Consider the following 12,121-nt stretch of genomic DNA (forward strand, 5'->3'; position numbering starts at 1 on the left):
TCAGGCACAAAAAAAGCGTCAGGGAGCGCGGTATGTCAGCAATAAATCGGTTCTTTGTCTAATAAAATAGCTCAGCCGTAACGTTTATGACCATGCGTACTCTTCTACTCAACAGCCTTAGCCTTGCTTTTCTGACGCTTTTTAGTGGAGCCTGCCACGTTGGAGATGCCCCGCCTTCGCCCTATGAGCGGGGTGCGTACGTTGTCAACGCCGGTTCTCCCTCAGCCAATAACGGGACAATTTCCTTTATCGCCCGCAACACCAATACGGTTACGAACGATGTGTTTACCGCTGCTAATGGCCGATCCTTGACCGGCATTATCAAAGACTACGTAGAGATCGATGGGAAAGGGGTGATTCTGCTCGATAACAACGCTGCGGGTCAGGATAAAGTTGAAGTCGTTGAATCGGGTACGTTTAAATCACTGGTGACGTTCCAATCACCGGACGTAGAAAATCCGCGATTCGTTATTTATGCCGCCCCCAACAAGGCGTATATCAGTTGCTGGGATGCCGTAGGAAGCGGAGGAAACGCCTTCGCTAACCCCGGCTATATCCTGGTGCTGAACCTAGCCTCCCGGACCGTCAGCAAAAAGATACCGGTTCCGAAAGGTGCCGAGCGCATGGTACTGGTCGACAAAGAAGTGTTTGTTGGCAGCGCGGGTGGCGAACGGGTACTCACCGTGATCAATACAGACACGGATGAGGTTGTTCAGCCGGGTATCGATGCGGGCGTCAATGCCAATCCAGTTGGGTATGATTTCAATCAAAAGCTGTGGGCCTATGTACCGTCAACCAACGAAATGGTGCGCATCAATCCGGCGACAAAACTAGTCGAAACCCGGCTGCGCGTTGGCAATGGCTCCCGAACGCCCAGCGCCATCACGCTGAGCGCCGACCGAAAGCTTTTTTTCTTTGTCAATTCCTACAACGATAACGGCAGATTGCGGGGCGAAACGTACCGTTTTTCGATCAACGATACGGACATTCAGGCCAGTACACCGTTTATACGCCGTTTCTTCAGTGGACTCAGTACAGACCCCAATGACGCACGCGGATTGATTTATGCCGCTGTGACGCCTTCGAATGATCAACCGGGTTACGTGCTCCGTTATCAGCCCAACGGCGCTCTGGTTGACTCCGTTCGGGTTGGCATTGCCCCTAGCCGTTTCTTCTTTCGGTAGCTATCTGGTAATTGTTGACGGATAGCGCTAGTTCAGCGGTGTCGTCAGAATAGACAGGCAGGTTTTTATACCTGTCCGTAAGTTACCGAGTCGTAAGTTTTCGTTCGGGCTATGCTGGTTGTTGTCCATGTTAACCAGCGGGACGATGACTGCCGGAATGTTCAGCGCTTGAATAAACGGTACGACGGGCACGGTTCCTCCCATGATGCGGATGATTACCGGGTCCCTCCTGACCGGCTCTTTACCAAATCCATTAGTCATTGCTTTTCGCAGCCAGACGCCCATCGGTTCGTTGATACTCGTTCGGAAAGCTGGCGTACCTGCATTGCCTTCGAAGTAAACAAGCTGCGCGTATTTCAATCGTTCTTCGGGTGTAGGTACATGGTCTAGCACGGTAAACCCTTGCTTTTCGATGTGCTTGCGGACCAGTTCGACCATCCGTTTTCCGTCGGTTTCGGGCACCAGCCGAATGTCGAACAGCGCGGTAGCTTCACTCGGCACAATGGTTGCTGCCCCTTTGCCGATCTCAGCGGACTTCATGCCCCGGACATTCAGCGACGGATATTGCAGCGACTCCTGGTAATTACTGCCTACTTTGTCCTCCTGGGCAATCAGCAACGCTTTGTTGATGTCCTGTTCCTTATCCGGCACGGCGGCCATGATCTTTTTTGTTTCATCATCGAACGCAATACCCTCGTAGAAACCCGGAATCAGGACCCGCCCCTGCTCATCTTTCATCGACGTAATCAGCCGGGCGAGCCGAAAGGCTGGATTGGGCGCGTAATTTCCAAAATGCCCGCTGTGCTGGGGAGTAGCAGGTCCGTAGGTTGTAATGGTGAACCCGGCGTTTCCCCGACAGCCGAACGTGAGCGTTGGCAGGTTGGATGAATGCATCGGACCGTCCATGACAATCATGTAATCGGCCCGCAATTTATCTTTATACGTGTCCAGTGCCCCTTTCAATGAAGGTGAGCCTTTCTCTTCCTCCGAATCAATGATGATTTTTATGTTGAAAGGCGGGGTTTTCTTTTGGGCCTGTACGATGTCGAGCGCGTTGAGCATCATAATGATCGGCCCTTTATCATCCGACGTAGACCGACCGAACAGACGCCACTCGTCGTTAACTACTGTCTTAGGTGGATTAGAACTCAATTCTTTATAGTCACCGGCGCCCGTTTTCTCCTTCAGTACGGTCACAAACGGATCTTTCTGATTCCATTCATTAGCCCGTACCGGTTGACCGTCCAGGTGAAAGTAAAACAGAACCGTTTGGGTAGCTTTAGGAAATGTTTTCTCGGCCAGAACCAGCGGCAGATTAGCGGTTTTGAGTACGGTTGTCTGGAATCCTCGTTTCGCCAACGCTTTTTCAGTCCACGCAATGTTGTTGAGAATATCCGATGCATTGACCGCGTCATTGGGTAAGGCCACGTACGCGCTAAGCTCATCGATGGCAGGCCACAGCTGCTTGTCAACCAACGCGTCTATCTGCTTAGAACTCGGACTCTGCGCTAAAACACTACCTGGATAACTAACGACAAGCCAAAAAGCAATCCAGATAAGGCGATGGCATTGGGGTTTGCTAAAAGACTGGTCGTGCCGATTTGTTTGCGGGAACGTCATCTTGAGGTTTTGTAGGAAGGTATAGGACGAAATAAGAAAACATATATGTACATTCAAATATTCTACAATTTCGCAGCTATTCGAATATAACAATCTTTTGAATATGTATCATTGCGCAAAACTTACTACTATATAATTAAAAATTCAATCTATTTATTCACTGTTTGTAGATTTGAATTTATTATTCGCCCTATATCATTTTTTATTATTTGTATCTTCAAGGAGTTTGAGCGAAAGCTCAAATTCTGAAATGAGTTTATCTATTGTTTTTAAGTACTCTTTCTTTGCTTTAGCTAGTTTTGATGTCATGGCTGGTAATTCGGCCACAGTTTCCTTTAAACTAGCTAATGATAATAAGCCAAAGTTAATAGATTCTTCTAATGTGTTTTTACTTACCTCTAATTCAAGCAACTCTTCATCATTCGAAGCGAATGAGCGAGAATTAACATAGACATTGGAATAAGCGTTGAATCCTTTTGTAACTGCGTCACGGTATTTTGGTATTTCTACATTTGTTTTCTTCACAAACAGCATAATATCATCCGCCGTATCATCAATAATTTTCCTAGCTTCCCGTATTCTTGCTTGCTCGGGAATATGTTTTATCCCGCTTATTTTTTCTGTTCCTTTACCTAATTTGTTTGACATATCAACCATATAAATAGTTATACGGCCTGCAGAATCTTTTATTTTGGTAAAATAATCATTAACAACTATAAGGCTATCTAGATAGCCAATTTCTTCTACTTCTTCTATATCCTCTGCACCGAATACTATAATATCTTCACTTTCCTCTACCTTTTTTTTTTCTGGTGCAGGTTTCGCAGCAATAAGTCTATATTCGTTAACTAACTTCGGCAATAGTAAATTTAGATGATTACGGGCTAGGTCTTTAAAGTCAATCGCTTTGTTATAATCCCAATATAGTCCTCCTTGGGGTCCTAGACCTTTTTTAAAATCTTGTATTTTCTTAATTTGCTCTATATCAATCTCATTCAGTGATAGTGAAACGTTCTTGAAATACATCATGATTTTAGTAGTTCCACCATCTTGTTTTGACTTTTCATAAGCTCTAGTAAACTCTTCTAAAGTGCCAGAGCCAAATCTATTTGTAGGACTACCAAATCTACCACCCATTATTCCAATGAAAACATCATAATCATCTTCGATTTGCTTGTTTATTACGTCTTGTGCGTCATCTCCAAACGAAGGAAATATATTTGTTTCCCATCTAATTAGCTCTAATTTTATAGATAGTAAATTAGCAGTAGTATGGTTGAGTTCATCAATTACTTCTGCCAACATTTCACGCTCTTCTATTAAATCACCCGGTGATACTAAGAATATATTAAATAGAGTTACAGACTTTGCCATTTATATATAGTATAATTATTAGTCAAATTTTTTAATGAGAAAACCCTACTTTAGTAGGGTTTTCTCATTAAAAAACCATAAGTTAATGTGTACTACGATCCGCACATTTCGCAACCTTCGGGATCGTCGAGCGAGCAGGTCATAGCAGCGTATTGCTGTTCGAGGTCGGTTACCATCGGCACCGGCGTTGGTACAGCGTTGGTAGCGTGCTCTTTTGCGTACTGCGCGTAATCGAGTGGCTTCTCGATGGGTGCGGTTTCGGCCATAGCGGGCTCCAGCTGTGGTTCGGCCTGTGGCTGAACAACGGTAAACTTAACGGCATCGGCAGCAGCTTTGGTACGCAGGTAGTACATACCCGTTTTCAGACCTGCCTTCCACGCGTAGAAGTGCATCGATGTTAGTTTACCGAAGTTCGAATCCTGAATGTGAATGTTCAACGACTGCGACTGACAGATGTACGCACCCCGGTCGGCGGCCATGTCGATGATATTCTTCTGCTTGATCTCCCAAACTGTTTTGTACAGCTCTTTGATGTTTTGCGGAATACCGGGAATCGCCTGAATCGACCCGTTGGCCAGGATCAGGTTGTTCTTCATGGTATCGTTCCACAAGCCTAGTTTTACGAGATCTTTAAGCAGGTGCTTGTTAACCACGACAAACTCGCCCGACAACACGCGACGCGTGTAGATGTTGCTTGTATACGGTTCGAAGCATTCGTTGTTACCCAGAATTTGCGAGGTCGAAGCGGTTGGCATCGGTGCCAGCAATAGCGAGTTCCGAACGCCGTGTTCAACAACATCTTTACGCAGGCTTTCCCAATCCCAACGGCCCGACTTTGGTTTCACCGGTTCGCCGTCGCGGTCCCACATATCGAACTGGAAAATACCCTGCGAGATAGGTGAGCCTTTCCAGGTTTCGTAAGGGCCTTGTACTTTCGACAGTTCCATCGAAGCGGTCATGGCTCCGAAATAGATAGTTTCGAAAATATCTTCGTTCAGGCGACGCGCTTCATCCGACTCAAACGGCATCCGCAGCAGGATAAAGGCATCCGCCAAGCCCTGCACGCCCAAGCCAATTGGCCGGTGGCGCATGTTGCTCCGACGCGCTTCATCAACTGGGTAATAGTTGATGTCGATGATTTTGTTCAGGTTACGCGTAGCCGTTTTGGTAACCTCGTATAACTTATCGTGGTCGAACCGCAACATACCATCGTTACCACGAGTGATGAACTTCGGCAATGCTATCGACGCCAGGTTACAAACCGCTACCTCGTCGGGAGCCGTGTATTCGATGATCTCCGTGCACAGGTTCGACGACTTGATCGTACCCAGGTTTTTCTGGTTCGACTTTTTGTTGGCCGCATCTTTGTACAGCATGTACGGCGTACCCGTTTCGGTTTGCGATTCCAGAATCTTGAACCATAAATCCTGCGCTTTTACCGTCCGGCGGGCACGGCCTTCGCGTTCGTACCGGGTGTACAGTGCTTCGAATTCTTCACCGTAGCAATCCGCCATACCGGGGCATTCGTGGGGGCAGAACAGCGACCAGACATCATTGTCCTCAACCCGCTTCATGAACAGATCAGGCGTCCAGAGCGCGTAGAACAAATCACGGGCACGGTTTTCTTCTTTTCCGGAGTTCTTTTTCAAGTCCAGGAAGTCATAGATATCCGCGTGCCAGGGTTCCAGGTAAATAGCGAACGACCCTTTGCGCTTACCACCGCCCTGATCGACGTAGCGCGCCGTATCGTTAAACACGCGCAGCATCGGGATGATCCCGTTACTGGTTCCGTTGGTACCTTTGATGTAGGTTCCGGTTGCGCGAATGTTGTGAATGCTCAGACCGATACCACCCGCTGATTGCGAGATCTTGGCGGTTTGTTTCAGCGTATCGTAAATACCTTCGATGGAGTCGTCCTGCATCGTCAGCAGGAAGCAGCTCGACATCTGTGGCTTAGGTGTTCCGGCGTTGAACAGCGTTGGCGTTGCGTGAGTGAACCACTTCTCACTGAGCAGGTTATAGGTTTCGATAGCCGCGTCGATGTCGTCCATGTGAATACCTACAGCCACGCGCATCAGCATATGCTGGGGCCGTTCGGCAATCCGTCCGTTGATCTTCAACAGATACGACTTTTCGAGGGTTTTGTAGCCGAAATAGTCGTACCCATAATCCCGATCGTAAATGATGGTAGAATCCAGCAAAGCCGCGTTCTGGCGAACTACCTCGTAGACCTCTTTCGAAATCAGTGCTGCGTTCTCCCCGGTCTTAGGATCTTCGTACGTATACAGCCGTTTGATGGTACCGGAAAACGATTTGTTCGTCTCTTTGTGCAGGTTCGAAATAGCAATCCGAGCGGCCAGGATGGCGTAATCGGGGTGCTTGGTGGTCATTGAAGCGGCTGTTTCAGCGGCCAGATTGTCGAGCTCAGTGGTTTTCACACCGTCATAGAGGCCGTTAACCACTTTCATGGCAACCTCCACGGGCTGAACATAAGCCGGATCTAGGCCGTAGCACAGTTTTTCGATCCTGGCGGTAATCTTGTCGAACTTAACCGACTCCCGGCGTCCGTCACGTTTGATTACGTACATGAGCGTTATGATTATATTTTAATATATGGAATAAATATTGAATTCAAGAAATTGAAGTTTCCAGGAGAAACGCCGACAGGCTTGCTCGCATCATTTCAGTTGGCAGTCATGTGTAAGTAACTAAAGAAACAAAGTTGGCCTAGTTAGCCGCTGCCAGACTAAAATCGAATTTTAAAGTTCTATTGAAATAGACGGAAAAGCAACCCCGAAGGTTCGGGTGTTCTTGCAATTCGTTAAAACGTTCAACTCTGCCGGAAGGTTAAGAAATTGTTAAGCCGTAATCCTTAGCGACTTATCAAATACCCAAGTGGAGAGCTATGCTAAGAAAAATAAAAATTGATTTTACTGACTGGTTACGGTGCACAAGCAGGTTTGACGGAGGGCACTCATGCCGTACTGAGGCTTCTAAAGATATAGAAAATAGCTAGTAGTAACACCTAATTCGTCGTCCAATGTTAGCAAACGGACATGAGTATTCGCTTGATAATCATCTACGCAAAGAACCCTAGAAACTGCTTGTCAATCCGCACAAAACCACGTACCTTTGCGTTCCTTTTCGGTCGGAAACCGAGAAGATGACAAGAAACTGAGATTAGATTATGAAAAAGGGCATTCACCCGGACTACCGCGCAGTGGTATTCCACGACCTGTCGAGCGATTACAAGTTCCTGACGCGTTCGACGGTTCAAACAAAAGACACGATCGAGTTTGAAGGCCAAACCTACCCGCTCGTTAAGATCGAAGTTAGCTCGCAGTCGCACCCATTCTACACCGGTAAAAACGTGTTGCTGGATACGGCGGGCCGTGTGGACAAGTTCCGCAAGCGTTACGGCACAAAATAAGCCTAAGAAGAGTTCAACTCTTTTTAGTATACCATCAAAAAAACCTGCTTGGTCTAGACCGGGCAGGTTTTTCTTTTTACAGTCGGTTTAGCTGGATGTATAAGCGTACCAATCAGGAGCAGAAACCTTATTTGATCGATTGCCAACAGAGCGTCATTTATGTTTACGATAGTCGGTTATCAATGACAGCTATACTTATAAAACTTTTCAAATAATAGTATTTAACCGTAAATTTTCGTGTAACCAGTCACACTTTGGCCTGTAATTTGTCAAGTTAATCTATGGATCTATTCTATACCTCTTCTTGCTCAATCACTAATCAGGCCATGCCTGCCCTCTGCTATGACACTCACGTTTGGCCACTATACCCTTCTGATGGCTACCCGCCACGGGGTGACCTTACACCAGCTTGCAGAACAAACCAACTTCGACCCGAAACTCATCTTTTATCTCCTCGAAGAGTTGGTTAATCATGACCTATTGAGAACCAGCCAGCAGGCCAACGAAGAGCAGGACTACTACGAATTAACCGATATAAGTTTTTCCTATATCCAAGAGTACGAGCGGCAAAATCCTGATTTGATTATCAGTGGCTCCATTGATTCGAACCGATAAGCGAACGATTGTTTCGCTATGTTCAGGCTACGCGCTCAAGGTGCTTCTTGGCCAAACGAGCAATCATCCTTTCCTCCATATTTAGTAGCGAATACTCTTCGCCTTTGTACGGAATAACGACGCCCATGACGGCATCATAAATGCCAAGCGGAGCTATGTCCTGATCGTTGTCAGCTTTACTTAAATAATCAGTTGCTTGCTGTAGCGACGGAAACCCTTTTGCTACCGGGAAAGCAAATAGTGTAAATACGGATATGTATTGCATAGGTTTCGGTTAGTCTACCTATATATACGAACGAAGCTTGCCTATAGTTTTACTTTTAACTACAAATTGTTAACATTTTTTTATAAAGGTAACAAAATTAGAATTAATAACGCAACAAACAACAAAAGCCAGATCCTAAGATCTGGCTTTTGTACGATGACTTATCTTGCTAAACTAGTTGTCGCTGGGCTCTATGACGCAGCCTAACTGTTGCTGTACGGCTTTGGCGAAAGCAACCTTGTCCGATTTCCGGTACTTCTCAATTTGTTGTGTTTTAGACGGTGGACAGAAATCCTGCTGTATGTGCTGGCAGGCACCCCACATGGCAGGATTCAGTTTAATTTTGTATTGCCGAATCGGCGTATCTTCGCTAAACCAAAGATTAATTATATTACTGACGGTTGGTTTAAGAACAACACTCATGATCTGTTTGACTAACAGGATTTAAAATTGCGGCCCAAAAATAAAGAATAAAACAATCGTAGCCCATAAAATATGAGTTAACGGCTGGAGAACTGAACCGAATGGTAACCGCATCTTACCAACTTTTCAAAACCCGGCTCTATCCTCCCAAAATTCCATACGAACAACAGTAAGGCCCCTTTTCAGTATTACCATTCCAACGACAATTCCGGGTGAGTTATTAGCTGTGACTGCTAAATAAGCCTAAATCTCTTGCGACAGAGACGATTTGTGAAACGGCAACTCGTCACTAAGCTAGGTAAGGTAGTTTGCTGCTCTCTACTAACAAAAGCAGAATTATCCGGCATGTAGTTAAAAATCGAATTAGTAACGCCTACTCCGCCAGTGATGCATTTTGCACAAATAGTAACTAACTAAATCCAAGCTGTAGCGTTACTACGTTAATATACAACGAGTAAAGCCGCTGCTTCACACAAGTACCATCTTCTAATCCTATGCAGTTATGGACACCAATACCACCGTATCCTATACCCTGCGTCAGCGGACGGTACAAGATCACAAGCGACGCGAAAAAGAAATTTATCTGGAGTTGTGGAATGCCTTATCCGACCTGCTCGCTATTCCCGCTACCGAGCTGACTCACGAACAAACAATTCAAATGGATAAGATCGCTAACCTGCTGTATGAATACGAAAATAAATTATACCCACTCCCAAAAGATACCGTAGCGTTCACAGCAGGTTAAATTATGAGTCGTCTATTTTGCAGCCACATTTGTGCTATCCGTCAACGGTCTGGATCGTAGTAGATCCAGTATCCTGTTTAAAACGTTGCCAGTTCATCCACGGAGATTCCCCAGGCACAGGCGTAATGACCCAGCGGGCACGCCGATCTACCGTGCAAAGTGCAGGGTTTACACTCCAGTTCTTCGCGCGTCTGTACCACTCTTGACTGATCCGCTAGTGGTCCAAAACCAAATTCCGGCACTGTCGAACAAAAGATGGCCGTAGTGGATGCGTTCATCGCTGAACACAAGTGCATCGGGGCGGAATCGTTCACGTAATTCATCCTGGCCCCTTGCTGCAAAGCGGCAGACTGCAACAAGCTTAGTTTACCAGCCAGATTAATGACTGCTCCCGCTGGTCGACCGACTTGCGCAAGGATGGCATCGCAGACCGGCGCGTCGGTGGGTGCACCCAGTAAATAAATCGTCGAGTCGGAAGGTAGTTTCTGGATTAGCTCAACCCAGCGCTCGGCGGGATACTGCTTGGTAAACCACACCGATGTTGGTGCCATGCAGATGTAGGGACGAGTCTGGTAAGGGCGGACGGTTTCGTAATCAGCGCCAGACGGATACAGCTTAGGCTGCGCAACAGGAGCCTGCAACCGAAGCGGTTTTAGAAACTGGGCGTTTCGCTGGACCTCGTGCACACCGGGTTCGATGTGGTGCTCGATACGGTACGTAAAGAACCGAGAAAAGGGATTATTCGCAAAGCCAATCGTTATCCCTGCTTTCGACAAAGCTGTCAGCAACCCCGTTGTACCAAACCGCTGAAGGTTTAGCATAACGTCATAGTTGCGGGAGCGGATAAGGCCAAGTAATCGCCAGAGGCTGCGATATTTACCGTCTTTTTTTTCCCAGATCAATACCTCATTAATAAACGGATGATTTGCCAGCAGACTCTCGTTACCTTTGCGAACCAGTACGTCCAGTACGGCATCGGGCCGGGCCAGACGAAGCTGTTCCAACAGAGCCGTAGCCAGAATCACATCGCCAATGAAGGCAGTTTGACAGATCAGGAACCGGGGCGAATTGGTTACGGTTATCATTAGCGCGCTTACAGCGTCAATTGCTTAAGAATGGAAGATTACGAAGTATATACCCTGCCCAATGGCATCCGAATTGCTCACAAACAGATTCCGCATACCCAGATCGCTCACTGCGGGATCATGCTCGATATCGGAAGCCGCGATGAACAACCCCACCAGCAGGGATTAGCCCATTTCTGGGAACATATGGCCTTCAAAGGTACAGAGAAACGAAAATCGTACCACATTATCACACGACTAGAAACGGTTGGTGGTGAATTAAACGCGTATACAACGAAAGAAAAAGTTTGTTTTCACGCGTCGGTGCTGGGTGTTCACTTCGAGAAGGCAGCCGAACTGCTGGCCGACATCACGTTTCACTCGATCTTCCCCGAAAAACAGATCGAGCGCGAACGGGGTGTTGTTCTGGAAGAAATGGCCATGTATTACGACTCGCCGGAAGATGCGATTCAGGACGATTTCGATGAGCTGGTGTTTCCAAATCATGCGTTAGGGGGCAATATTCTTGGTACCAATGAAACGGTTAGTTCATTCCGGCGCGAAGACCTGCAACGGTTCATCGCAGAAAACTATGATACGAGCCGGATTGTATTTGCTTCGGTGAGCAACCTGCCGTTTAAGCAAGTTATTAAAATAGCCGAAAAATACCTTCGCGATGTACCGACGCAGCATTCGTCCCGTCAGCGTAAGACGCCCACGGATTATGTTCCCCGGCATACGCGGGTAGAGCGTCCCATCACACAGGCTCAGTGCGCGCTTGGCCGGCCCGCCTATGGCTTGACCGATCCGCGCCGACTACCGTTTTTCATGCTTGTCAACCTGCTGGGCGGACCGGGTATGAATTCTCGGCTTAACCTCAACTTACGTGAGAAATACGGCTTGGTTTATTCCATCGACGCCAGCTATACACCTTATCTCGACACAGGTTTTCTGGGTATTTATTTTGGCACCGACCCGAAGAAAGTAGACCGGGCGCATAGCTTGATCAATAAAGAGCTGAAACGTCTTCGTGAAGAACCGCTTACCACCTTGCAGCTTCACCAGACCAAGGAGCAGCTCATTGGGCAGTTGGCGATGGCCGAAGAAAGCAACAATAGCTTTATGCTGATGATGGCCAAGAGCCTGCTCGACATCGACCGGGTAGAAGCGCTGAACGACATCTTCAATGACATCAAAGCCGTTACGGCGGATGAACTGCAAACGCTGGCCCAGGAAGTTTTCGAAGAAAGCCAGTTCAGTTCATTGACGTTCGTACCGGAGAAATAAGTTACTTACAACACAACGCATGTTTTGGGGGAGTCGGTTTTCAGAAGCCGACTCCTTTGTATGTTTACGGGTATTGATACTGTTTTCACACCACATGGCCCTATTCCTCCCCGT

General features: G+C 47.0%; 11 protein-coding genes. 5 read left to right on the forward strand and 6 right to left on the reverse strand.

What is annotated here, in order from left to right:
• Positions 1–92: 92 nt before the first annotated feature.
• Positions 93–1,184 carry a DUF5074 domain-containing protein gene (locus tag M0L20_RS02345; protein ID WP_248475444.1) on the forward strand — a complete coding sequence of 364 codons (1,092 nt, stop codon included), beginning with the start codon at positions 93–95 and terminating at the stop codon, positions 1,182–1,184.
• 27 nt (positions 1,185–1,211) lie between these two features.
• Here M0L20_RS02345 and M0L20_RS02350 read toward each other — a convergent pair whose 3' ends face one another.
• The 3 genes from M0L20_RS02350 to M0L20_RS02360 form a co-directional block, all read right to left on the reverse strand.
• Entirely contained in the window at positions 1,212–2,804 is a 1,593-nt protein-coding gene (locus M0L20_RS02350; protein WP_248475446.1) for a M20/M25/M40 family metallo-hydrolase, read from the reverse strand.
• Between the two features lie 195 nt (positions 2,805–2,999).
• Positions 3,000–4,178 (reverse strand): DUF4062 domain-containing protein, encoded by a 1,179-nt coding sequence (locus M0L20_RS02355; protein ID WP_248475448.1) that lies wholly within the window; start codon positions 4,176–4,178, stop codon positions 3,000–3,002.
• A 92-nt stretch (positions 4,179–4,270) separates the two neighbouring features.
• Positions 4,271–6,766 carry a ribonucleoside-diphosphate reductase subunit alpha gene (locus M0L20_RS02360; RefSeq protein ID WP_248475450.1) on the reverse strand — a complete coding sequence of 832 codons (2,496 nt, stop codon included), beginning with the start codon at positions 6,764–6,766 and terminating at the stop codon, positions 4,271–4,273.
• Positions 6,767–7,365: 599 nt separating this feature from the next.
• On the opposite strand from M0L20_RS02360, the gene M0L20_RS02365 reads away from it, so the two are divergent.
• Both M0L20_RS02365 and M0L20_RS02370 read left to right on the forward strand, forming a co-directional pair.
• The gene (locus M0L20_RS02365) at positions 7,366–7,608 is read left to right on the forward strand and encodes a type B 50S ribosomal protein L31 (protein ID WP_232559222.1); all 243 of its coding nucleotides are present in this window, start codon (positions 7,366–7,368) and stop codon (positions 7,606–7,608) included.
• A 342-nt stretch (positions 7,609–7,950) separates the two neighbouring features.
• Positions 7,951–8,223 carry a hypothetical protein gene (locus M0L20_RS02370; RefSeq protein ID WP_232559223.1) on the forward strand — a complete coding sequence of 91 codons (273 nt, stop codon included), beginning with the start codon at positions 7,951–7,953 and terminating at the stop codon, positions 8,221–8,223.
• Positions 8,224–8,245: 22 nt separating this feature from the next.
• Here the strand turns inward: M0L20_RS02370 and M0L20_RS02375 are convergent, their stop codons facing one another.
• Together M0L20_RS02375 and M0L20_RS02380 are read right to left on the reverse strand one after the other, a co-directional pair.
• On the reverse strand, positions 8,246–8,488 hold the full coding sequence (locus tag M0L20_RS02375; protein WP_232559224.1) for a hypothetical protein: 243 nt from the start codon (positions 8,486–8,488) through the stop codon (positions 8,246–8,248).
• 174 nt (positions 8,489–8,662) lie between these two features.
• Positions 8,663–8,911: a hypothetical protein gene (locus M0L20_RS02380; protein ID WP_232559225.1), complete on the reverse strand. Its 249-nt coding sequence runs from the start codon at positions 8,909–8,911 to the stop codon at positions 8,663–8,665.
• Between the two features lie 502 nt (positions 8,912–9,413).
• On the opposite strand from M0L20_RS02380, the gene M0L20_RS02385 reads away from it, so the two are divergent.
• Entirely contained in the window at positions 9,414–9,656 is a 243-nt protein-coding gene (locus M0L20_RS02385) for a hypothetical protein (protein WP_248475451.1), read from the forward strand.
• A 77-nt stretch (positions 9,657–9,733) separates the two neighbouring features.
• Here M0L20_RS02385 and M0L20_RS02390 read toward each other — a convergent pair whose 3' ends face one another.
• A complete protein-coding gene (locus tag M0L20_RS02390; RefSeq protein ID WP_248475453.1) occupies positions 9,734–10,741 on the reverse strand; it encodes a glycosyltransferase family 9 protein in 1,008 nt (335 codons plus the stop codon).
• A 30-nt stretch (positions 10,742–10,771) separates the two neighbouring features.
• Here M0L20_RS02390 and M0L20_RS02395 point away from each other — a divergent pair, with 30 nt between their 5' ends.
• A complete protein-coding gene (locus tag M0L20_RS02395; protein ID WP_248475455.1) occupies positions 10,772–12,007 on the forward strand; it encodes a M16 family metallopeptidase in 1,236 nt (411 codons plus the stop codon).
• Positions 12,008–12,121: the final 114 nt, after the last annotated feature.

Source organism: Spirosoma liriopis, assembly GCF_023196085.1.
Taxonomy (GTDB): Bacteria; Bacteroidota; Bacteroidia; order Cytophagales; family Spirosomataceae; genus Spirosoma; species Spirosoma oryzicola.